This window comes from Pseudomonas sp. CBS, from assembly GCF_024734645.1.
In the GTDB taxonomy this organism is placed as follows: Bacteria; Pseudomonadota; Gammaproteobacteria; order Pseudomonadales; family Pseudomonadaceae; genus Aquipseudomonas.
Map to the genome: position 1 here is coordinate 5,902,428 of NZ_CP102929.1, position 22,956 is coordinate 5,925,383.

The 22,956-nt window shown below is 62.2% G+C and carries 20 protein-coding genes and 1 pseudogene; 14 read left to right on the forward strand and 7 right to left on the reverse strand.

The window, feature by feature from the left end; all coding sequences use genetic code 11:
- Positions 1-319: 319 nt before the first annotated feature.
- The 8 genes from NVB75_RS26860 to NVB75_RS26895 all read left to right on the forward strand — a co-directional run bounded on the left by NVB75_RS26860 (position 320) and on the right by NVB75_RS26895 (position 8,595).
- Positions 320-1,399 carry a serine hydrolase gene (locus NVB75_RS26860; RefSeq protein ID WP_258344080.1) on the forward strand — a complete coding sequence of 360 codons (1,080 nt, stop codon included), beginning with the start codon at positions 320-322 and terminating at the stop codon, positions 1,397-1,399.
- The gene (locus tag NVB75_RS26865; RefSeq protein ID WP_258344081.1) at positions 1,396-1,710 is read left to right on the forward strand and encodes an amidase; all 315 of its coding nucleotides are present in this window, start codon (positions 1,396-1,398) and stop codon (positions 1,708-1,710) included. The genes NVB75_RS26860 and NVB75_RS26865 overlap by 4 nt, the downstream gene beginning before the upstream one ends.
- A 166-nt stretch (positions 1,711-1,876) precedes the next feature.
- Complete coding sequence (locus NVB75_RS26870; RefSeq protein WP_258344082.1) at positions 1,877-3,052, forward strand: M20 aminoacylase family protein; 1,176 nt, start codon at positions 1,877-1,879, stop codon at positions 3,050-3,052.
- 57 nt (positions 3,053-3,109) lie between these two features.
- Positions 3,110-4,420: a citrate-proton symporter gene (locus NVB75_RS26875; protein ID WP_258344083.1), complete on the forward strand. Its 1,311-nt coding sequence runs from the start codon at positions 3,110-3,112 to the stop codon at positions 4,418-4,420.
- The gene (locus NVB75_RS26880) at positions 4,417-5,859 is read left to right on the forward strand and encodes an amidase (RefSeq protein WP_258344084.1); all 1,443 of its coding nucleotides are present in this window, start codon (positions 4,417-4,419) and stop codon (positions 5,857-5,859) included. The genes NVB75_RS26875 and NVB75_RS26880 overlap by 4 nt, the downstream gene beginning before the upstream one ends.
- A gap of 64 nt (positions 5,860-5,923) precedes the next feature.
- Entirely contained in the window at positions 5,924-6,694 is a 771-nt protein-coding gene (locus NVB75_RS26885; RefSeq protein WP_258344085.1) for a helix-turn-helix domain-containing protein, read from the forward strand.
- 160 nt (positions 6,695-6,854) lie between these two features.
- The gene (locus NVB75_RS26890; RefSeq protein ID WP_258344086.1) at positions 6,855-7,436 is read left to right on the forward strand and encodes a YceI family protein; all 582 of its coding nucleotides are present in this window, start codon (positions 6,855-6,857) and stop codon (positions 7,434-7,436) included.
- Between the two features lies 1 nt (position 7,437).
- The gene (locus NVB75_RS26895; protein WP_063032734.1) at positions 7,438-8,595 is read left to right on the forward strand and encodes a phosphatidylserine/phosphatidylglycerophosphate/cardiolipin synthase family protein; all 1,158 of its coding nucleotides are present in this window, start codon (positions 7,438-7,440) and stop codon (positions 8,593-8,595) included.
- Between the two features lie 127 nt (positions 8,596-8,722).
- Here NVB75_RS26895 and bglX read toward each other — a convergent pair whose 3' ends face one another.
- Complete coding sequence (gene bglX, locus NVB75_RS26900; protein WP_258344088.1) at positions 8,723-11,014, reverse strand: beta-glucosidase BglX; 2,292 nt, start codon at positions 11,012-11,014, stop codon at positions 8,723-8,725.
- A gap of 214 nt (positions 11,015-11,228) precedes the next feature.
- On the opposite strand from bglX, the gene NVB75_RS26905 reads away from it, so the two are divergent.
- The 4 genes from NVB75_RS26905 to NVB75_RS26920 are packed head-to-tail and all read left to right on the forward strand — an operon-like array spanning position 11,229 to position 14,470.
- Positions 11,229-11,837, forward strand: a complete 609-nt coding sequence (locus NVB75_RS26905) for a LemA family protein (protein ID WP_003209150.1) — start codon at positions 11,229-11,231, stop codon at positions 11,835-11,837.
- Positions 11,837-12,565, forward strand: a complete 729-nt coding sequence (locus NVB75_RS26910) for a YgcG family protein (protein WP_258344090.1) — start codon at positions 11,837-11,839, stop codon at positions 12,563-12,565. Before NVB75_RS26905 ends, NVB75_RS26910 begins: the two co-directional genes overlap by 1 nt.
- A gap of 28 nt (positions 12,566-12,593) precedes the next feature.
- Positions 12,594-13,211: a TPM domain-containing protein gene (locus tag NVB75_RS26915; protein WP_177027273.1), complete on the forward strand. Its 618-nt coding sequence runs from the start codon at positions 12,594-12,596 to the stop codon at positions 13,209-13,211.
- Positions 13,212-13,252: 41 nt separating this feature from the next.
- Positions 13,253-14,470, forward strand: a complete 1,218-nt coding sequence (locus NVB75_RS26920) for an SAM-dependent methyltransferase (protein ID WP_258344092.1) — start codon at positions 13,253-13,255, stop codon at positions 14,468-14,470.
- Between the two features lie 12 nt (positions 14,471-14,482).
- On the opposite strand, the pseudogene NVB75_RS26925 reads toward NVB75_RS26920, so the two are convergent.
- A pseudogene (locus tag NVB75_RS26925) lies at positions 14,483-15,479 on the reverse strand (DMT family transporter).
- Between the two features lie 310 nt (positions 15,480-15,789).
- Here NVB75_RS26925 and NVB75_RS26930 point away from each other — a divergent pair.
- Both NVB75_RS26930 and NVB75_RS26935 read left to right on the forward strand, forming a co-directional pair.
- The gene (locus tag NVB75_RS26930) at positions 15,790-16,371 is read left to right on the forward strand and encodes a DJ-1/PfpI family protein (protein WP_258344094.1); all 582 of its coding nucleotides are present in this window, start codon (positions 15,790-15,792) and stop codon (positions 16,369-16,371) included.
- Between the two features lie 16 nt (positions 16,372-16,387).
- The gene (locus tag NVB75_RS26935) at positions 16,388-16,705 is read left to right on the forward strand and encodes a ribbon-helix-helix domain-containing protein (RefSeq protein ID WP_003209138.1); all 318 of its coding nucleotides are present in this window, start codon (positions 16,388-16,390) and stop codon (positions 16,703-16,705) included.
- A 105-nt stretch (positions 16,706-16,810) separates the two neighbouring features.
- On the opposite strand, the gene NVB75_RS26940 is transcribed toward NVB75_RS26935, so the two are convergent.
- The 5 genes from NVB75_RS26940 to NVB75_RS26960 form a co-directional block, all read right to left on the reverse strand.
- The gene (locus NVB75_RS26940; RefSeq protein ID WP_258344095.1) at positions 16,811-19,369 is read right to left on the reverse strand and encodes a TonB-dependent receptor; all 2,559 of its coding nucleotides are present in this window, start codon (positions 19,367-19,369) and stop codon (positions 16,811-16,813) included.
- 128 nt (positions 19,370-19,497) lie between these two features.
- Positions 19,498-20,466 (reverse strand): FecR domain-containing protein, encoded by a 969-nt coding sequence (locus NVB75_RS26945; protein WP_258344096.1) that lies wholly within the window; start codon positions 20,464-20,466, stop codon positions 19,498-19,500.
- Complete coding sequence (locus NVB75_RS26950) at positions 20,463-21,002, reverse strand: RNA polymerase sigma factor (RefSeq protein WP_258344097.1); 540 nt, start codon at positions 21,000-21,002, stop codon at positions 20,463-20,465. The genes NVB75_RS26945 and NVB75_RS26950 overlap by 4 nt, the downstream gene beginning before the upstream one ends.
- Positions 21,003-21,208: 206 nt before the next feature.
- Positions 21,209-22,096, reverse strand: a complete 888-nt coding sequence (locus tag NVB75_RS26955) for a dihydrodipicolinate synthase family protein (protein WP_258344098.1) — start codon at positions 22,094-22,096, stop codon at positions 21,209-21,211.
- Positions 22,097-22,123: 27 nt separating this feature from the next.
- On the reverse strand, positions 22,124-22,906 hold the full coding sequence (locus NVB75_RS26960) for an aldolase (protein ID WP_258344099.1): 783 nt from the start codon (positions 22,904-22,906) through the stop codon (positions 22,124-22,126).
- Positions 22,907-22,956 lie beyond the last annotated feature (50 nt).

Genomic DNA, 22,956 nt, shown 5'->3' on the forward strand with positions numbered 1-22,956 from the left:
TGGCCGAACGCAGGCTTTGGAGCGTGGGTAACCTGGCAGGACGCCAGGTTAGCCGTCCTGGGCCAGGGATGGCCCATGACGGCGGCCCACGGTCCAAAGCCGGAGTGAGGGCACACCGAGCCTAAGCGAGGTGCCGAGTGGTGGGGCAAGAGCGTTTTGCTTACTTTTGCGCTGTTCAAAAGTGAGCCGCTGTAAGAGCGGAACCCTAAGCCGCCGTTACCTAAATAACGGATATGTACTCCCCCCAAGGGCCCCGTAACAAAACCGTCATCCCCCTGGGCTAGCCTCGCGGGCTCGAATGCCCTGAGTCTCAAAGTCCATGTTCAAAGGCCTGCTCTACGCCGCGCTGCTGTTCACCCTGACAGCCCAAGCCGAAACCTGGCCGGAGAAGGATTGGTCCCAAGGCCTGCCCATAAACGGCCCGGCCGCCAAGGCCCTGGATGACTACGCCTTCCCACCCCGCGACGACACCACCCGCAAAGGCATCCGCACCGACGCCTTGCTGATCATCCGCGACGGCCAGATCATCTACGAACGCTACGCCGCCCCCACCACCGCCAACACTCCGCACCTCACCTGGTCCATCAGCAAAAGCCTGATGGCCACCGTACTCGGCGTGGCATTCGGCGAAAACCGCTTCAAACTCACCGACCCCGCCGCTCGCTTTTACCCACCCATGAAACAACACCCGAGCGTAACCATGGCCGACCTCCTGCACTGGGCCTCAGGCCTCGACTGGCAGGAAGACTACGAATTCGCTCCATTGAAATCCTCGGTGGTCGCAATGCTCTACACCCGCGGCCGCCACGACATGGCCGAATTCACCGCCGACACCACCACCGTCAGCCCCCCCGGCCAGGCCTTCCGCTATTCCAGCGGCGACAGCAATATCTTGTCCGCCACCCTCAAAGGCATGCTCGGCCACAAGGCCTACATCGACTACCCATGGACCGCCCTGTTCCAGCCGCTGGGCATCCGCAACGCCACCTGGGAAAGCGACGCCGACGAAACCTTCGTCGCCTCTTCATATGCCTACCTCACCGCCCGCGACCTGGCACGCGTCGGCCTGCTGATGCAGCGCGATGGCCGCTGGGGCGATCGCCAGTTACTGCCCAAGGAGTGGGTCACGTTCAACCGCCAACCCTTCGACCACTACAAACCCGGCCAGGACGAAGCCGTCCCCGGCGGGCAATGGTGGCTCAACCGCGAAGTGCAAGGCGCCGCCAAACCCTGGCCAGACGCGCCCGCCGACACCTTCGCCGCCCTTGGCCATTGGGGCCAGGCGCTCTACGTGATGCCCGATGAGCACCTGGTGATCGTGCGCTACGGTGATGACCGCGACGGCAGCTATCGCCACAACGAACTCCTCAAACGCGTCCTTGCGGCGGTGCAACCATGATCCGCCGTCATCCCTTCATCAGCCTGTTGATCCTGCTGCTGCTCGTGTTGCTCGGCTGGGTCTGGCACGAGCGGGTCAACCTGCAAGCCTTCCCCGACATCATCGCCGCCTACACCGCCAAGGAGTACTGCTCCTGTCGGTATGTGGAAGGCAATCCCGCTGATTATTGCCTGGGTTATGTGAAGCAATACGTGCCCACCAGCGCCTTCGCCGACAACCCGGAAAAACACCGGGTGACCGCCAGCGGCCTGGGCCGTACCCACAGTGCCCAATGGCTGGGCCAACGCGAGGGCTGCCGACTCACACCCTAATGCAGTCACACCGAACCTGTGGCGAGGGAGCTTGCTCCCTCGCCACAGGTGGGGCTGAGGTTCCACAGGGTGGAACCACCTTTGATTGTCCTCCTGCGCACATCGCGGTTATCTGGCGGTGTGCAACGAAAAAGAACGGGAACACCCGCCTGCGAGGAGAATCACCATGAGCCCACACCAGCACATCCTGGATTGGCTGAGCGATGTCGCCAGCGACCTGCACGCCGTGCGTCAGGACATTCACGCCCACCCCGAACTGGGCTTTGAAGAAAACCGCACTTCCGCCCTCGTGGCGCTATCTCTGCGAAGCTGGGGCTATGAAGTCCACACCGGCATCGGCCAGACCGGCGTGGTCGGTGTGCTGCGCAATGGCAGCGGCGCGCGCAAGCTGGGGATTCGTGCCGACATGGACGCCTTGCCGATCATCGAAAACACCGGTGCCAGCTACAGCAGCCAACACGCCGGTTGCATGCACGCCTGTGGCCACGACGGCCACACCACCATGCTGCTGGGCGCCGCCCGTTACCTGGCCGCGACCCGGCAGTTCGACGGCACCCTGAACCTGATTTTCCAGCCCGCCGAAGAAGGCCAGGGCGGCGCCGAAGCCATGCTCGCCGACGGCTTGCTGGAGCGTTTTCCCTGCGACGCACTCTTCGGCATGCACAACATGCCGGGCTTGCCCGCCGGCCATCTGGGCCTGCGGGTCGGGCCGATGATGGCCTCCCAGGACCTGCTCACCGTGACCCTCGAAGGTGTCGGCGGCCACGGTTCCATGCCGCACCTGACGGTGGACCCGCTGGTGGCCGCCGCGAGTATGGTCATGGCGCTGCAGACCGTGGTGGCGCGCAATATCAATGCCCAGGAAGCCGCCGTGGTGACTGTCGGTGCGTTGCAAGCGGGCCAGGCGGCCAACGTGATTCCCCAACAAGCACTGTTGCGTCTGAGCCTGCGTGCCCTGGATGCGAACGTGCGTGAGCTGATGCTGGAGCGGGTCAAGGCGATCATCCTGACCCAGGCCGCGAGTTTCGGCTGCACCGCGCAGATCGAACATCGGCCGGCCTATCCGGTGCTGGTCAACCATCCCGAAGAAACCGAATTCGCTCGCCAGGTCGGCGTCGCCCTGCTCGGTGAAGATGCCGTCGATGGCAACACCACCAAGCTGATGGGCAGCGAAGACTTCGCCTGGATGCTGCAACGCTGCCCCGGCAGCTACCTGTTTATCGGCAACGGCATCTCGCGGCCGATGGTCCACAACCCCGCCTATGACTTCAACGACGACATCCTGTTGACCGGCGCCGCCTACTGGGGCGCGCTGGCCGAGAGCTGGCTCAAGCCCGCCTGACGACCTCTTTTTTCTGCCGCTGGACCCTTTCCCAACAGGTTGAATGGAGTGTTCCTCATGCAGACTTCAAAGCAGGGCGTTTCGCGCACCCGCCAGGTAGTGGCGGCGGTGATCGGTAATGCGCTGGAATGGTATGACTTCATCGTGTACGGCTTTCTTGCCAGCATCATCGCCCGGCAGTTTTTCCCGTCGGAGGATGAATACGCCTCGCTGCTGATGGCCCTGGCCACATTTGGCGTCGGCTTCTTCATGCGCCCGGTGGGCGGGATTCTGCTGGGCATGTATTCGGACCGCAAAGGCCGCAAGGCTGCGATGCAACTGATCATCCGGCTGATGACCATCTCCATCGCCCTGATCGCTTTCGCCCCGAGCTACGCCGCGATCGGCATGGGCGCGCCGATGTTGATCGTGGTCGCCCGCATGCTTCAGGGCTTTGCCACCGGCGGCGAATACGCCAGTGCCACGGCGTTCCTGGTGGAAAGCGCGCCGGCCCATCGCAAGGGGTTGTACGGTTCGTGGCAGTTGGTGGGGCAGTGCCTGGCGGTGTTCGGCGGCGCGGCCATGGTGGCGTTGGTCACGCACTTCTTCGAGCCGCACACCCTTGAAGTATGGGGCTGGCGTCTGCCGTTCATCTTCGGTTTGCTGATCGGCCCGGTGGGTTTGTGGATCCGTCGGCACATGGAAGACCCCGAGGAATTTATCGAGGCGCGCAAACAGGCCAAGGGCGCGGCACCGAGCTTGATGGACGTCATCCGCGATCACCGCCGCAGCATCCTCGTGTCGATGGGCCTGGCCTGCGGGGCAACGGTGTCGTTCTACGTGGTGCTGGTGAATATGCCGACCTTCGCCCACAAAAACCTCGGCCTGCCGCTGGACCAGGTGCTGATGGTGCAGATGTTCGCGGTGGCGCTGATGACAGTGGTGATTCCGCTGTCCGGCCTGTTGTCGGATCGGCTGGGTCGGCGTCCGGTATTGATGGCGTTCACCCTGGCGTTTTTCTTGATGGTGTACCCGCTGTATGTGTGGGTCGCGGCGGCGCCATCCATCGAGCGCTTGCTGGTGATGCAGGTGATGTTGTGCACGGCCATCGGCGGCTTTTTCGGCCCGGCACCGACGGCCCTGGCCGAGCAGTTTCCCATCGAAGTACGCTCCACGGGTGTGTCGGTGGCCTACAACGTGGCGGTGATGGTATTCGGGGGCTTTGCGCCGTTGATCGTCACCTGGCTGAGCAAGGTGCTGGGCACGCCGGTAGCCCCGGCATTTTATGTGCTGTTTGCTTGCGTCCTGACGCTGCTGGGCACTTACTGCATGCATGAGGCGCCACGGGCGAAACGACCGGCGCCGTTTTCCAGCGAGGTGAAACCTTGAGTATTGTTGAACTGGATGCCATCGAACTGTCACGGGCGATCCACGCGCGGCAGGTGTCTTGCCATGAGGTGATGCAGGCGTATCTGGCCCAGGTCGAGCGCTTCAATCCGACGGTGAATGCGCTGGTCTCGCTGCGCTCCCATGAGGAGGTGCTGGCCGAAGCGGCGCAGCGTGATCGCGAGTTGGACCAAGGCCAATCCCGTGGCTGGATGCACGGCATGCCCCAGGCGATCAAGGACCTGGCGGCCACCCAGGGCCTGCGCACCACCCTCGGTTCGCCGCTGTTTGCCGAGCACATTCCTCAAGAAGATGCGCTCAGCGTGGCGCGGGTGCGGGCCAGTGGCGCGGTCATCATCGGCAAGACCAACGTACCGGAATTCGGCCTGGGCTCGCAGACCTACAACAGCGTGTTCGGCACCACCGGCAATGCCTATGACCCGCGCCTCGTGGCCGGTGGCAGCAGCGGCGGCGCGGCAGTGGCGCTGGCGTTGCGCATGCTTCCGGTGGCCGATGGCAGCGACATGATGGGCTCGCTGCGAAACCCGGCGGCGTTCAATAACGTATTTGGCCTGCGTCCGTCCCAGGGCCGGGTGCCTCACGGGCCGGCGCCGGAGCTGTTCGTCCAGCAATTGGCCACGGAAGGCCCGATGGGTCGCAGCGTGGCGGATGTGGCGCAGTTGCTGAGTGTGCAGGCGGGGTACGACCCTCGGGTGCCGCTGTCGCTCAAGGAGGATCCGGCGGCGTTGGGTGAGCCGTTGCAGCGCGACTTCAAGGGCGCACGCCTGGGCTGGCTCGGGGATTACAACGGTTATCTGCCGATGGAAGATGGCGTGATGAGCCTGTGCGAATCGGCCCTCAAGGACTTCGCCGCGTTGGGTTGCGAAGTCGAGTACTGCCAACCGGATTTCTCCCTGGAGCGCCTGTGGCAGACCTGGCTGGTACACCGCCATTGGCTGATCCAGGGCTCCCTCGGCGCGGCCTACGCTGACCCGCAAAAACGTTCACTGCTAAAGCCCGAGGCGCAATGGGAAGTGCAGGGCGGATTGCAGCTGAGTGCGGCGGACGTTTACCAGGCTTCAGTCAGCCGCAGCGACTGGTACCGCGCCCTCGGCAAGCTGTTCGAACGTTACGATTTCCTGTTGCTGCCCACCGCCCAAGTGTTCCCTTTCGATGCACAACAGCCTTGGCCGCGCCTCGTCGCAGGGCGTGAGATGGACACCTACCACCGCTGGATGGAAGTGGTGATCGGCCCCACGCTGGCCGGTTTGCCGAGCATGAACGTGCCGGTGGGTTTCAACCCCCAGGGTTTGCCCATGGGCCTGCAAATCATCGGCCCGGCCCAGGCGGACAGGGCAGTATTGCAACTGGCATACGCCCACGAACAATTGACCCAGTGGGTGCGGCGGCGGCCGCCTGCTTGCCTCTCGACGACCGGCTGAGTCGCGACGGGCCTGTATCTTGCTGTGAAATCAGATCATCCATCGGCATCAAGGAGATCGACACATGGGCAGCGACGCCGAGACGGGAACCGTACGCTCAGTGGGGCGGGCACTGGCGATCATCGAATTGCTCGGCGAGCATCAGGCGCTGGGGCTGGAAGAGTTGCACTACCTGACTCACTTGCCCAAGGCCACGGTCTCGCGGATGTTGCTGACCTTGCAGGAACAGGGCTGGATCTATCGTGGCCTCAGCGACCGCCGTTACCGCCTGCGGGCCAGACGGTTGTTCGGCGACACCCAGCAACGCTTCAAGCGTCAACTGGTGGAAAGCGCCGCGCCGTGGCTGCTGGACCTCAGCGAGCGCACCGGGCTGGTGGTGGACCTGTCGAGCTTTGATGGCGAACGCCTGGAAGTGATGGAAAGCGCGATCCCCACGGTGCTGCGCAAGCTCTACCCGAACAACTGCCAGATCGTCGGCCAGCACGCCAGCCTGTTTCATTCGGCCATGGGCAAGGCGTGCCTGTCGCAACTGTCGACGGATGAAGTGCAGCGCCTGGCCGGCCGTGAGCGGGTGGGGGAAGACGATCAATACCGTGCGTGTGAACAATCCCAGCACCAGGGCTTTGGCCAGCGCACCGAAGGCTACTGGGAATACCCGGTGCGCCTGCCGTTCCTGATTCGCGCGGTGGCGTTGCCGGTGCGGGCCAATGGGCGGTTGGTGGGCAGCATGGCGCTGCATTGGCCGATGGATCAGGCTCCGGTGGAACGGGTGCTGAGCCTGCACCTGGCCAGCCTGGAGTCGACCATTCGCGATGTGCAGCAGGCGTTGGCCTGACCACCGTTCCCCCGTAGGAGCGAGCTTGCTCGCGAAGAACTCACAGGCACCGCGTTCATTCAGAATGCCCGCGTTATCGTTGGCAACCTTCGCGAGCAAGCTCGCTCCTACAGGAGGTCTTTGTTACTGTTCGCCCAGGTTTTTTGCCCCAAGAGTCTTTATGTCCCTGCTCAAACCCCTGGCCTTCCTGTTGCTGGCCGCTGCCGCCGTGCCTGCCCACGCCGACTGGTACCTGGACAACGAGTCCTCGCGCCTGTCGTTCGTCACCACCAAAAACACCGACATCGCCGAAGTGCAGCGCTTTCTGGTGCTGCATGGCAAGGTCGACAGCAAAGGCGCGGCGCAGTTGGAAGTCGAGCTGGAGTCGATCAACAGCGGCATTCCGCTGCGCGACGAGCGCATGCGCAATGAGCTGTTCGAGATCAAGACCTTCCCGGACGCGGTGATCAACGCGCAAATCAACCTGCAACCGATCAACGACCTGGCCCCCGGTGCGCAATACGAGCTGCGCCTGCCGCTGTCGGTGACGCTCCACGGCAAGACCCAGACCTACAGCGCCGAGCTGCTGGCGACCCGTCTGGATGACCGACGCTTTCAAGTGGTGACGTTGGAACCGTTGGTGGTGCACGCCGAGGATTTCGATTTGCTCCCAGGCGTGGCCGCATTGCGCAAGGCCGCCGGGCTGTCGCAGATCAGCCTGTCGGTACCGGTGGGTGCGGTACTGATTTTCACGGCGCGCTGACATGAGCGGCGCAGTGTTCCCGTGGCGCAGCGCCAACCGTTTCGAGTTGATGATCGACGGCCCGAGTTTCTTTCCGCGCATGTTGGAGGCTATCGCCCAGGCCGAGCAGCAAGTCGCGCTGGAGCTGTATCTGGTGGAGGCGGGGGCGTGTGCCGAGGCGATGGTTCAGGCCTTGGTCGGGGCGGCCGAGCGTGGCGTACGGGTGCGTTGCCTGTTCGATGACTATGGCAGCCTGGCGTTTACCCTGGGCCTGCGTCGACGGTTGATCGACGCCGGGGTGGACCTGCGTTTCTACAACCGCTTGAGCTGGCGCCGCTGGATGCGCAACCTCTACCGCGACCACCGCAAGCTGTTGCTGATCGACCAGACTGTCGCCGTGGTCGGCGGCACCGGCGTGACGGATGAGTTCTGGACGCCCGGGGAAGACACCGCCGACTGGCACGAAGTGATGGTGCAGATTCGTGGCCCGCTGGTGCTGGATTGGCAGGCGTTGTTTGATCGCCAATGGCTGGCGAACGATGATCGTAGAGCCTGGAAACCGGCCACGCATTTTGGCCTGCCACGCTTGCCCAAGGTGCCGGCGACAGGACCGGGGCTGGGGCGTGTGGCCTATGCGGATGCTCGTCAGCATCGGGATATTTTGCAGTCACTGATCCGCGCGCTGAACAGCGGCCACCAGCGTATCTGGCTGGCCACCCCGTATTTCCTGCCGACCTGGAGTGTACGGCGTGCCCTGCGCCGGGCGGCGGGGCGCGGAGTGGATGTGCGCTTGCTGTTGACCGGGCCGCGTACCGATCACCCGTCGGTGCGGTATGCCGGGCACCGTTACTACCCGCGTTTGCTCAAGTCCGGGGTGCAGATCTTTGAATACCAGCCGTGCTTCCTGCACTTGAAAATGGTGCTGGTGGACGATTGGGTGAGTATCGGCTCATGCAACTTCGACCACTGGAATCTGCGCTTCAACCTGGAGGCAAATCTGGAGGCGCTGGACCCGGAACTGACGTTGGCGGTGGCGGGGAGTTTCGAGAGGGATTTTGCCCAGAGCCAGGCGGTGAGCCTTGAGGCGTGGCGGTCGCGGCCATTGTGGCGGCGGGTGAAGCAGCGGGTGTGGGGGTGGATTGATCGGTTGGTGGTTAACCTGCTGGACCGCCGCGGATAAGCCAGAACACCCCAATCAAATGTGGGAGCGGGCTTGCTCGCGAAAGCGGTGGATCAGCCAAACTTCCATTGACTGACACACCGCATTCGCGAGCAAGCCCGCTCCCACATGTTGACCGAGCAAGACGTTAGAGCAGTTCGAAGCTCTGCTGCTTCACATCCTGGGAATCCAACCCGATCTGTACATTGAACTCGCCCGGCTCAGCCGCGAACTTCAGTTGGGTGTTGTAGAACTTCAAGTCTTCCTCGGTGATGGTGAAGTGCACCGCGCGCTCTTCGCCAGCCTTGAGCATGATCTTCTGGAAGTTCTTCAATTCCTTGACCGGGCGGATCATCGAGCCGGCCACGTCCTGGATGTACAGCTGCACCACGGTTTCGCCATCGACCTTGCCGGTGTTTTTCACCACCACGGTGGCGTCGAGCTTGCCGGTCTTGTTCAGGGTGGTGGACGACAGCGCCATGTCTGAAAGGCTGAAGCGGGTGTAGCTCAAGCCATAACCAAACGGAAACAGCGGCCCGGTGGTGTCATCGAAGTACTGGGAGGTGTAGTTGCCCGGCTTGCCCGGGGTGAACGGCCGGCCAATGCTCAGGTGGTTGTAGTAGGTCGGAATCTGCCCCACCGAACGCGGGAAGGTGATCGGCAGCTTGCCCGACGGGTTGTAGTCGCCGAATAGCACGTCAGCGATTGCGTTGCCGCCTTCGGTACCGGCGAACCAGGTTTCGAGGATCGCATCAGCCTGTTCGTTCTCTTCCACAATCGACAGCGGACGGCCGTTCATCAACACCAGCACCAGCGGTTTGCCGGTGGCTTTCAAGGCCTTGATCAGGTCGCGCTGGCTCTGTGGGATGCTCAGGTCGGTGCGGCTCGACGACTCGTGGGACATGCCACGGGATTCGCCCACGGCGGCAACCACTACGTCGGCGTCCTTGGCGGCCTTGACCGCTTCGTCGATCATCGCCTGGGACGAGCGCGGGTCATCCACCACTTCCGGGGCATCGAAGTTCAGGAAGTTGAGGTAGTCGACGACTTTCTTGTCATTGGTGATGTTGGCGCCACGGGCATAGATCACTTTGCCTTTTTCGCCGATCACGGCATCCATGCCGTCCAGCAGGGTCACCGATTGCGCGGGTTTACCGGCAGCGGCCCAGCTGCCCATCATGTCGATCGGCGCCTTGGCCAGCGGGCCGACCAGGGCGATGGTCGCGCTCTTTTTCAGCGGCAGGGCGTTGTTCTGGTTTTTCAGCAGCACCAGGCTGCGGCGTGCCACGTCACGTGCGTCGGCGCGGTGCAGGCGGCTTTCGGCGTAGGTGTCGACCGGGTCATCCTCGGCCTTGCCGATGCGCAGGTACGGGTCGGCGAACAGGCCCATGTCGTACTTGGCGCCAAGCACTTCGCGCACGGCGTTGTCGATATCGCTCTGTTCGATCTCGCCGGATTTCAGCAGGCCGGGCAATTCCTTGCCGTAGAGCGAGTCGTTCATGCTCATGTCGATGCCGGCCTTGATCGCCAGCTTGGCGGCTTCACGCCCGTCCTTGGCCACGCCGTGCTTGATCAGCTCGAAGATCGCGCCATGGTCGCTTACGGCCAGGCCCTTGAAGCCCCAGTCCTTGCGCAACAGGTCGTTCATCAGCCAGGTGTTGGCGGTGGCTGGCACGCCGTTGATCGAGTTCAGCGCAACCATCACCCCGCCGGCACCGGCCTTGATCGCGGCGTGGTAGGGCGGCAGGTAGTCCTGGTACATCTTGACCGGGCTCATGTCGACCACGTTGTAGTCGCGACCGCCTTCCACCGCGCCATACAGGGCGAAGTGCTTGACGCTGGCCATGATGCTGTCGGCCTTGGCGGGGCTGGTGCCCTGGAACGCCTTGACCATCACTTCGGCAATGCGCGAGGTCAGGTAGGTGTCTTCGCCAAAACCTTCGGACGTACGGCCCCAGCGCGGGTCGCGGGAGATGTCGACCATCGGTGCAAAGGTGATGTCGAGGCTGTCGGCGGCGGCTTCCTGAGCGGCGACGCGCCCGGAGCGGCCGATGGCGTCCATGTCCCAGCTGGAGGCCAGGGCCAGGCTGATCGGGAAAATCGTGCGGTGGCCGTGGATCACGTCATAAGCGAAGAACATCGGGATCTTCAACCGGCTGCGCATGGCCGCGTCCTGCATCGGACGGTTTTCCGGACGGGTGATGGAATTGAAGGTACCACCGATGCGACCGGCGGCGATTTCCTTGCGGATCAGCTCGCGGGGCATTTCAGGGCCGATGCTGATCAGGCGCAACTGGCCGATCTTTTCATCGAGGGTCATTTGCTTGAGCAGGTCACTGACGAAGGCGTCTTTGTCCTTGAGTACTGCGGGCTTTGTTTCGGCAAATACGGAATGAGTGGCCAAACTGACAACAAGGCCCAGCAAACACAGCTTCTTCATGAAAATCCTTTCTCGCAGCCTTGGGACCGGAGAGCGTCTATTGTTGTTCGGGTGTTGTTCAGATAAATGCAGCACACTTCTGAACTCTTATTGGCGCTGGGCATCTTTTAGCTGATTGGCTCGATGCAATCCAGTGGGTGGTGGCGGATTATGCCCTAAGCCCGTAGCTAACGCGTCAGTCGGTACATTTCATAGGTTTGGCAGGAGAAACACCATGCAAGCAGCACAAGGTTACCGTTGGGGCTGGAAGGCCGTGGCATTGATACTGGTGAGCACCGTGCTGAGCGGTTGCGGCATCAACAAGATCCCGACCCTGGATGAACAGGCCAAGGCGGCCTGGGCCCAGGTGCAGAACCAGTACCAGCGGCGCGCCGACCTGATCCCCAACCTGGTGGAAGTGGTCAAGGGCTATGCCGCCCATGAACAGGACACCCTGACCGCCGTGATCGAAGCGCGGGCCAAGGCCACCTCGATCCAGGTGGACGCCAGCACCCTCGACAACCCGGAAAAACTCAAGCAGTTCCAGCAAGCCCAGGACGGCTTGAGCGGTGCACTCAGCCGCTTGATGGTGGTGTCCGAGCGTTACCCGGACCTGAAGGCCAACCAGAACTTCCTGGCCCTGCAATCGCAACTTGAAGGCACCGAAAATCGCATCGCCGTGGCCCGTCGCGACTTTATCCAGGCGGTACAGGCCTACAACACCGAGATCCGTACCTTCCCGGGCCGCCTGTGGCACAGCGTGATGTACAGCGACTTGCCGGTCCGCGCCAACTTCGAGGCCACCAGTGCCGATGCCGATAAAGCGCCGCAAGTGAAATTCTGATGGGCAAGCGCGCTTGGTTGCTGGCGGCGGTGCTGCTGGCCTTTAGCCTGACCGCCCAGGCCGCCCTTAACTTTCCGGCCCTGACCGGACGGGTGGTCGACAACGCCCAGATGATCGACCCGGCCGTGCGCGAGCAGCTGACCCAGCAATTGCAGGCGCTGGAGCAAACCAGCGGTGACCAGATCGTGGTGGTCACCGTGCCGGACCTGCAAGGCGTGCCCATTGAAGACTTCGGTTATCAACTGGGCCGCGCGTGGGGCATCGGCCAGAAGGGCAAGGACAACGGCGCACTGCTGATCGTCGCCCGGGATGAGCACAAGATCCGTATCGAAGTGGGTTACGGCCTGGAAGGCGTACTCACGGATGCGCAATCCTGGGTGGTCATCAACCAGGTGATCGCCCCGGCATTCAAGGCGGGCAACTACAGCAAGGGCATCAGCGACGGCGTGGCGGCGATGCTGCAGGTGGTGGGCGGCGATCCGCTGGCGGTGCCGGCGCATGTGTCCGAGGCCAACTTCGCCAAGCAAAACCCGGGCATTTCCATTGGTCTGTTTATCCTGTTGCTGGCGGTGCTGTGGCTGTGCAATCGCATGGGCCTGCCCGTTGGCGCTATCCTGCTGGCGATTCTCAGCAGCAGCGGTCGCGGCGGTGGGGGAGGCGGCGGTGGCGGTGGCTTCAGGGGCGGCGGCGGTGGTTTCGGTGGCGGTGGCGCCTCGGGCGGCTGGTAATGACAATAACGAGAGAGCATCAACAACCATGGCATTACTGAGTCAACACGAGCAACGCCAGGTCGCCGAGGCGATCGCCCGGGTCGAGCAACAGACCGACGCCGAACTGGTGACCGTGCTCGCGGCCCGTGCCGACGACTACGCCTACATCCCGCTGTTGTGGGCCAGCCTGGTGGCGCTGGTGGTGCCGGGGATCATTCACTACCTGTCGGGCTGGCTGACCATGTACACCTTGCTGCTGGCGCAGTGGGGCACGTTCGTCGTGCTGTGCCTGGTGTTCCGGTTGCCCAAGGTGACCACGCGGCTGATCCCGCGCTCTGTACGCCACTGGCGCGCGTCCAACCTGGCACGGCGGCAGTTTCTCGAGCAGCACCTGCACCACACACTGGGCAGTACCGGGGTGCTGATTTTTGTCAGTGAGGCCGAGCGGTATGTGGAAATCCTGGTGGACAAGGGCATTTCCAGTCGCCTGGATGACAGCAGTTGGGATGCGATCGTCAAGCAGTTCACCCAGCAGGTGAAGCAAGGCCAGACGTTGGCCGGGTTTATCAGCTGCATTGAAGCCTGCGGGGTGTTGCTCAAGGAGCATGTGCCGGTGACCCACGCGCGCAATGAGCTGCCGAATCGGTTGGTGGTGTTGGAGTAGTGTAAAATTCCCGGCATTCCCTGCCCGAGGCGTTTTTGTTCATGTCTGCCACCGCTAAACCTGCCAGCTCCGCGCCGGATCACCACGCGCAGTTCCTCGAACTGCTGAGCGCGAGCCTTGAGCAAAACGCCTTTATCAAGCTGGTGCTGGCCAAGTACGTCGGCACCGAGCCTGATCTTCAGAAGCTGATCATCAAACAGCTGACGGTCAAGGATCAGCCTTGCCTGTCCTTCGTCTACCGCTACAAGACCCGCGATATCACCAAGAACTTCTCCCTGCCTGACGGTGTGGCTGCGATTGCCGAGCTGTTGCCGGCCTCGTTCAAGAACGCGCACCTGCTGTCGGTGACCGACGAAGCCCAGCTGGAATACAGCAAGAAGAACAAAAGCTCGCTGTTCAAAAGCAAGCCGCAACAATTGCGCGAAGCACCGTCTGCCGAGCACAACCGCGAGAAGAATCGCTTCCTGGACCTGACCCGGCCCTTCCTCGCTGACCTTGGCGTGACCAACGCCAGGCACGAGCTGATCCCGGCGATGTCGCGCAAGTGGAAGCAGATCAACAAATTCATCGAAGTGTTCAGCCATGCGCTGACCACGTCCCCGCTGAAGCTGGACCAGCCGGTGCGGGTCGCGGACTTTGGTTCGGGCAAGGGCTACCTGACGTTTGCGATCCACGACTACTTGCGCAACACCCTCAACGCCGAGGGTGAAGTGACCGGTGTGGAACTGCGCGAAGACATGGTGACCCTGTGCAACAACGCCGCCGCCCGCCTGGACCACCCGGGGCTGGTGTTCAAGTGCGGGGATGTGCGCAGCGTCGCGCCCAGCGAACTGGACGTAATGATCGCCCTGCATGCCTGCGACATCGCCACCGACTACGCGATTCACACCGGCATCCGCTCCGGGGCGTCGATCATCATGTGCTCGCCGTGCTGCCATAAGCAGATTCGCCTGCAAATCCAGAGCCCGGCGCTGCTCAAGCCGATGCTGCAATACGGCCTGCACCTGGGCCTGCAGGCGGAAATGGTCACCGACAGCCTGCGTGCGCTGTTCCTTGAAGCCTGCGGTTATGAGACCAAGGTGTTTGAGTTCATCTCGTTGGAACACACCAACAAAAACAAAATGATCCTTGCCGTGAAGCGCGCCGAACCGGTGGATAACGCGCAACTCCTGGTGAAAATCCAGGAGCTCAAGGCGTTCTACACCATCACCGAACATTGCCTCGAAACCCTGCTGCGGTCGGACGGTTACCTCGCCTGAGTACGACGCAAATCAAACATGTGGGAGCGGGCTTGCTCGCGAAAGCGGTGTGTCAGTCACCTGATGTATCAACTGATCCACCGCATTCGCGAGCAAGCCCGCTCCCACATTAGACTGCGCTGGGTTTGGGAGCTGGCGCAGGCTTCACGCTGGTCTTGCGCCCCAACATCACCGTCACAATTACCCCGCAGGCAAACAGCCAGGTGATCGGCTCGATGTGTTCACCAAAAAACAGCGCGGAAAACGCGATGGTGAAAAAGATCTGCAACAGCTGAATCTGGCTGACCCGGGCGATGCCACCCATGGCCAATCCGGCGTACCACGCAAAGAACCCCAGGAACTGCGAAAACAGTGACACATAACCAAACGCCCACCAGGTGCGTATGGAAATCGGCCCCTCGTGTTGCAGCGCCAGGTACGCCACCGGTCCGATCAATACCGGCGTCGACAGCACCAGCGCCCAGCAGATTACCTGCCAGCCGCCCATCTCCTTGGCCAACCGGCCGCCTTCTGCGTAACCCAGGCCACCCACGGCAATCGCCCCGAGCATCAACAGGTCGCCCGCCTGGATGCTGCCGGCTCCGGTGATCAACGCATAACTCAGCACCAGCGCACTGCCCAGCGCCGCGCAGGCCCAGAACGCCTTCGATGGCCGCTCATGGGACAACCACGCGGCATACAGCGCCACGCACAGCGGCTGCAAACCATTGACCAGTGCGCCATGGGAAGCGGGCAAGGTTTGCATGGCCCAGGCCGACAGCACCGGGAAGCCCAGGATTACCCCGGCAATCACCAACGTCAGCCCGCGCACCTGGCGCCAGGTGGGCCAGCGCTCACGTCGCCATAGCAACAGCGCCGCCGCCGGCACCGCTGCAAACAACGCCCGGCCCAGGCCATTGAGCAGCGGGTGGATTTCCTGCACCACGATACGGGTGAAGGGCAGGGTGAGGCTGAAGATGACGACGCCCAGCAGGCCGAGGGCCATGCCGGTATTTTCGCGGGAGCTCATGGAAGGAACCAGAATCGAATGGGCCGGAGGTGGACGTTCATCTAGCCACAAAGCCCCGCAAACGCGCGCTTACAGCTGGGTGCAGATTGGACCGTACAGTTTGTGTAGGAGCGAGCTTGCTCGCGAAAAACCTGAGAGCGCCGCAGGCTGTCTGGCTCCCCGCGTTATCGTTAACGTGCTTCGCGAGCAAGCTCGCTCCTACAGAGGGCCGGTCCACAATGATGTAGTAGCGGGCCATTACCCGGCTCATCGGCACAGGTCTATCTTGGCTACTCCTGTCTGCCCAACCGTTCAACCGGAGGAATGTCCCATGGCCGCGAAGAAAATCCTGATGCTGGTCGGCGATTACGTCGAAGACTATGAAGTGATGGTGCCGTTCCAGGCGCTGCTGATGGTGGGGCATACCGTGCACGCCGTGTGCCCGGACAAGTCCGCCGGCCAGACCGTACGCACGGCGATCCACGACTTCGAAGGCGACCAGACCTACAGCGAAAAGCCCGGGCACCTGTTTACCCTGAACGCGGATTTTGCCAAGGTCGACGCTGCCGACTACGACGCGTTGCTGGTGCCCGGCGGCCGTGCGCCCGAGTACCTGCGCCTGAACGAGAAAGTCCTGCAACTGGTCAAGGCGTTCGACCTGGCCGGCAAGCCCATCGCTGCTGTGTGCCACGGTGCGCAACTGCTGGCCGCTGCCGGCATTCTGGAAGGCCGTGAGTGCAGCGCCTACCCGGCGTGCGGGCCGGAAGTGCGATTGGCGGACGGTACGTTCATCGATATCCCGGTGACCGACAGCCACGTTCAAGGCAATCTGGTGACTGCCCCGGCGTGGCCGGCGCACCCAAGCTGGCTCGCGGGCTTCCTCGGGCTGCTGGGCACCAAAATCACCCTGTAAAGCGGAGGTCATCGCCATGTGCGAGCTGTACGTCAAGGCTGACCCGATTCTCTACGAGTCCCGCTCGCGCTCCCTGCGCATCTGCGGCGTGGTGACCACCGTGCGCCTGGAAAACCAGTTCTGGGACATCCTCAGCGAAATCGCCGAAGTGGATGGCATGACCACCAATCAACTGATCGCCAAGCTGTATGAAGAGGTGATGGACTACCGCGGCGAAGTGGTGAATTTTGCTTCGTTTTTGCGGGTGAGTTGCACGCGGTATCTGAGCAAGCAGCGGGTTCACGCCCCAGAGCTCAGCCTTGTGAATACAAGGAATGGCGCGCAGAAGATCTGAATGTGGGAGCGGGCTTGCTCGCGAAGGCGGTGTGTCAGGTAACTCATGTACCGACTGATCCAGCGCTTTCGCGAGCAAGCCCGCTCCCACATTGATTAGGTGGGGTCAGAAGAACCGCGTCACGCTGATCTTGGCATCCCGGCCTTTGGTGTAGGCGCGGTCGCCGCTCAGGGCCGGGCGGAAGTTGTTGTTGAACAGGTTGTCCACGGTGAAGTTGACTTCGGTGCCCTTGAGGTAAGCCTGCTGCGGCTTCCAGCTGGCGAACAGGCCCTGGGTGTTATAGCGCTTGTTGCCGTACTGGTCGTAGAACAGGTCGCCGATGCTGGTGCCCGGGCCGCCGGAATACTTGTCGCTTGGCAAACGGCTGGTGGCGCCGATGAACTGCCCTTGCCAGCCCACCTGCGCATCCAGGCTCGGGATCTTGGTGCCGAGCACGATTACCCATTTGGTCGGCGGAATGTCCCGTGCCCAGACGTCCGGACCCCACGGGTTGGTGTAGGCGCCTTCGTGTTTGCCGGTGGTGTAGGCGAAGGACACCGAGCCGAACACGTAGGTGGAGTCGTAGAAACTCTCGGCCTCAAAGCCCTTGATGGTCATGCCGCCGATGTTGCGGTAGTTGGACATCGCCCCCGGCGGGCAGGCGCTGGAAATCGTCCCGCCATTGACCGCCTGGTTCTGGCAGCCCACGCCCGTGGCCTTGAAGATCTCGTCTTCGACCTTGTTGTGGAACAGCGTGGTACGCAGTTGCAGGTTGTCGCCGTGGGTGAACACGTCACCGAAGCTGGTGACGTTGCCGAGGGTTATGGAGGTGATGCGCTCGGGGTCCAGGTCCAGGCTGGTGGCGGTGCGGCTGCCCAGGCCCTGGACTTCATACTGCTCGTCGATCACCGGGGCGCGCCAGGTACGGCTCCAGTTGGCAAACAGCGCCACGTTCGGGGTGATGGTCCAGTAGGCGGCGAGGCGCGGCGACCAGCCGGTGTAGGTGCGGTCGCTGTAGTCGTGGCCGATGGCCGGGTCCGGGTTGCTGTAGTACGGCGCATCGTTGGCTTCGCCGCGGTTGCGCACATGGTCGTAGCGCATCGACGGGGTAATGGTCACATCGCCCAGCGTCACCGCGTCCTGGATAAAGAAGCTGTTGGTGTCGACCTTGCCGTGGGGCATGAAGCCCGGCTGGAAGTGCCCGTAGTTGTATTTCGGGGTGTTGTAGGTGGTGCCGGGCATCCACATTTCGGTTTCCCGGGTGTGCTTGCGGATCTGTACGCCGGTGGTCACCGCGTGTTGCAACGCACCGGTGGAAAACAGGCTGACGTTGCGTACGTCGAGGTTCTTGTCGTTGTAGGAGGTGTCCATCTTGCGCCCGCCAGTGGCCAACTGGAAAAACGCCGTAGCGTCTCGCTCGTCGGTCTGATCGGTATTGGATTCGGAATACTTGATGGTCAAGTCCACCAGCGGGTTATTCATCGGCTGGTATTCGTACTTGCCGGACCAGGTGGTGTCGACGGTATTGCGGTTGGCCAGGAAGCGTTTCAGCGCGGCTTCGTAGCCATAGCGGTCGATGTTGGCCTGGGTTGGCGGTGTCGGGTAGCTGGCGGCAGAGAAGGGCGTCCAGCGCTGGCTGTTGGAGCGCGAATACGACAGGCCAAGGCTTTGCTCATCGGTGAAGTGAGCATTGAACTTGAACAGTTTGCCGTCCACATTCTGGGCGCTGTTGGGCAGGCGCTTGGGGTTGATCGGGTACTGGTTGTTGTCGTTGGGCAGGGTGGCGGCCAGCTTCATGTCGCCGCCGTCGCGTTGGGTCAGGTAGGCCAGGGCGTCGAAGCGGCCATCATCGGTACGCCCGTAGACTGCACTGCTGTAGACCTGTTCATGGTCGTTGCTGGAGTAGCCGTATTTGAGCATGGCGCCGCTGTTGCGGCCGTCCTTGAGCAGGTCCGGGGCATCCTTGGTGGTCATGTTGACGGTACCGCCAAAGCCGCCGTTGCCGCTGAAGGGCGAGTTGGGGCCTTTCTCCACTTCGATGCTTTTGATCAGCTCGGGCTCGATAAACACAGTGCCCTGCTGGTAGCGCTCAAAGCCGCTTTTGGTGGCGCCATCGACGGTCAGCGGCACGTCTTCGGCGTCGCCGAAACCTCGGATGTTGATGGTCTGGCCGCCGGGCTTCAGGGAGCCGCCCTGGCTGATACCGGGCAAGGTTTGCAGCAGGCTGGGGATGTTGTTGGACTGATAGCGGTCGATGTCGGCCTGGCTCAGGGTGGAACGGCCGACGGTGGTGGAGTCCACCTCGTTACCGGTGCCGATCACGCTCAGGGCCTCCAGCTGGATCGCGCTGCTGTTGGTGGTCTTGCCTTCTTCGGGGCGTACCACGTAGGTGCTGCCGACCTTGAGCAACACGAACTCGCCGTTGTTGAGCAAGGTGCGAATCGCCACCTCTGGTGTGAAGTCGCCATCGAGGGCCGGCGCCTGGACGTTTTTCAGCAGCGCTTCATCGAACAGCAGCTGGATTTTCGCCTGCTGCGCCACCTGGCTCAGGGACGTGGCCAGGGACTGGGACGGCAATTGCAGCTTGAACGACTCAGCCTGGGCACTCAGGCTGAAGGCCAGGCAGGCGGCAATGGCGGTGGGTCGAAGAAACAGGTGCTGAACGTGGCAAGGCGCGCGAAACATGTAATCCCCCGGAGTAGCCAAATGGCCAGAAAGGTGTGCGTATCAAACGCAGACCCGAGGAAGACGCGGCAGGAAAAATAATCCTCACATGCGAATGCAAAATATTCTCAAATGAGCGTGTCGAGGGATTATTTTCGAGGCTCAATCCTGATGTTGCCGTCGGCCAGGGCCACGGTTTTTACCGGCAGCAGGGCAGGCAGGGCGTTGAGCAGGGCGTCCGGATCATTCACGTCCAGATTGCCCGAGACCTTCAACTGCGCCACCGCGCTGTCCACCAGCAACGGCGCCTGTGGCCGGTACAGGCTTAACTCGTCCATCAGGCTGGCCAGCTCGCGATTACGAAACGACACGTGCCCGCCGCGCCAATCAGCGACCTCGCCGGCAGTGAGGGTTTGCTGCTGCAGCGTGCCCTTGGCATAACTGAACGTAGCGCGCTGATCGGCGCCGAGCAGGGTGGCCGGCAGCCTGGCATCCGGATCGAACGCCACTTGCCCGTGGGCCACGCTGACCACCAGTTGCTGCTTGCTGCGCCGCACATCAAAGCCGGTGCCGACCACTCGCACATTGGCTTCGCCGGCCTGCACGTACAGTGGCCGTTCCTTATCGGGTGCCACCTCGATATACAGCTGGCCCTGATCCAGATGCACGATGCGCTGGTGGCTGTTGAAGTCCACCCGCAGGCGCGTGTTGGCGTTGACGTACAAGGTGCTGCCATCGGGCAGATGCAAGGTGCGCATCCCTTTGGCATGGGCCGCGACCTGGGAGTGGAACAGCTCGCGCGGGGCGCCGAGGTTGCTCGTCAGCAGGGCACACACCAGGGCGGCAGCTACCGCCAGGGCCGGGCGCCAGGCGGGTGTCTTGCGCACGGGCAGCGGTGTGGGTTTGTTCAGTTGCTGCAACTGGGCCAGGTCGGCCCACAGCTGTTCGAATTCGGCGTAGGCACGGGCATGGGCCGGCTCGGATTGCCAGGCGGCAAACGCCTTGCGGTCGGCGCGACCCGTGTCGTTGCGGTTGCGCGCAAACCAGCTGGCGGCCTGGGCATCGATGGAGTCGCTGGCCTCGATGTCACAGGTGTCGATATCGCTCAGGCGGGTCATTCTGGCTGCTCCTTGCCCTGGTCTTGTTGAAGTCGCTGCTTGCAATGCAGCAGGGCAAAAGCGATGTGCTTTTCCACCATGCTGACCGAGACGCCCATGCGCTCGGCGATCTGTGCCTGGCTCAGGCCTTCGAAGCGATGCAGCATAAGGGCTTCTCGTCTTCTGGGCGAGAGTTCAGAGAGGACTTCTTTCAACTGTTCCAGGCGTTGCAGGCGTTGCGCGGCGGCCATGGGATCGTCTCGCGAGTCGCTGACAGGCTCGGCATCCAGTTCGGCCTGTTGCTGGTGGACGGTGTGCCGCACCTTTTGTTTGCGCCAGTGATCGCGCAGCAGATTGCGCGCCATCTGGAACAGAAACGCCCGTGGCTGCTCGACCTGAGCCCGGTCGCGGTAGTCCAGCCATTGGGTGAAGACATCCTGGGTCATGTCTGCCGCGTCGCTGGCGTTGTCCGTGCGCTTGCGCAGGAAATGCAGGATATCTGCATAAAACCCGCGAAAGGCATCGGCCGACAGCGGGTCGGGCTTGAGACGAGACATGGATATCCTTCTTGGCGAAGCACGACGTGGAAAAGTCGCGAATGATATCGAGAATTATTGTCATTTGTCTCTATTGAAATTCTACGCAGGGATGCGGACTAAATGTGGGAGCGGGCTTGCTCGCGAAAGCGGTGAATCAGTCGACATATTAATTGACTGACCCACCGCTTTCGCGAGCAAGCCCGCTCCCACATTTGGATCGCGTTTCAGCGCAACAGGGTCAGTAGCGCTTGCAACTGAACACGGCCAGCCTCACCCAACGGGAACACCGGCAACCGTGGGTCACCCGACTCCAGCCCCGTCAGCCGCAAACCGGCCTTGATCGTCGCCGGCAAGCCGCCTTTTAGGATGAAGTCCAGCAGCGGCAACTGGCGATAGAACAGTTCCCGCGCTTTCTCCAAATCATTGGCCAACACGGCTTCATACAAATCCAGGTTGAGCTGCGCAATCAGGTTCGGCGCCGCCGTGCACCATCCCTTCGCCCCTGCGGCAAACGCCTCCAGTGCCAGCGGATTGCAGCCGTTGTAGAACGGCACTTGGCCCTCGCTGCGCCGATGCAACTGGTGCATGCGCTGAATATCCCCGGTGCTTTCCTTGACCATGGTCACGTTGTCGACGCTGTTAACGATGCGCAGGATCAAGTCCACCGACATGTCGGTGCCGCTGGTGGCCGGGTTGTTGTAGAGCATGATCGGCACACCGATGCTGTCACCAATGGCCGCGTAGTGAGCGAGGATTTCCGCCTCGCTGAGTTTCCAATACGAGGCCGGCAACACCATCACCACATCGGCACCGTGAGCTTCGGCAAACTGCGCGCGACGCACGGCCTTGGCGGTGGTCAGGTCGGAGACGCTGACGATGGTCGGCACGCGTTTGCCCACTTTCTGGAGGCTGTAGGCGGCGACTTCATCCCACTCTGCATCGCTGAGGTAGGCGCCTTCGCCGGTGCTGCCCAACGGTGCGATAGCGTGCACGCCGCTGTCGATCAGGCGGTCGATTGAAAGCCCCAGGGCGTCCAGGTCAATGCGCTGGCCGTCCGCGCTGAACGGGGTAATGGTGTAGCCGATAATGCCGTGAATAGAAGGGCTGGACATGGAAAGGTCTCCGGTCGAAAAAGGGTTTCAGTTCAGGCAATCGGCGTGTTGACGCAGGTTCTGCCGAGCGTAGTAGTTGAACGCGGCGCCATGGCGCTTGGGCTTGGAAATCCAGTCATGGGCTTCGCGGCCCAGCTCCGGCAGGATCGGTTTGATCGTGCCAGCGGCCATCGCCAGCAGCTGCAACTTGGCGGCACGTTCGATCAACTGTGCGATCACACAGGCTTCCTCGATGCTCGCTCCGGTGGACAATTGGCCGTGGTGAGAAAGCAGAATCGCGCGCTTATCCCCCAGGGCGGCGGTGATGATTTCGCCCTCTTCGTTGCCCACCGGCACGCCGGGCCAGGCTTCTAGAAACGCGCAGTCTTCGTACAAAGGGCAGAGGTCCATGTGCGATACCTGCAGCGGCACTTCCAGCATCGACAACGCAGCGATATGAGTCGGATGAGTGTGGATGATGCAGTTCACATCCGGACGACCACGGTACACCCAGCTGTGGAAACGGTTGGCCGGGTTGGGCATGCCATGGCCTTCCAGCACCTCCAGATCTTCGTTGACCAGCAGCAGGTTGCTGGCGGTGATTTCATCGAAACCCAGGCCGAGTTGTTGGGTGTAATAAGTGCCAGGTGCCGGGCCACGGGCGGTGATCTGCCCGGCGAGGCCGGAGTCGTGGCCGTTTTCGAACAGGATCCGGCAGGTGAGGGCCAGCTTTTGCCGGTCGGTCCACGTATTATCCGCCAGGGTGTTTTGCATCTGGCTCAGCGCTTGCTTGACCAGTTGGTCTTTCGGGAGTGCTAATGTCTTGGCCATATCAGTGTCCTTGTTCGTCGCAAATGACACTAAAGAGACTATATGACACA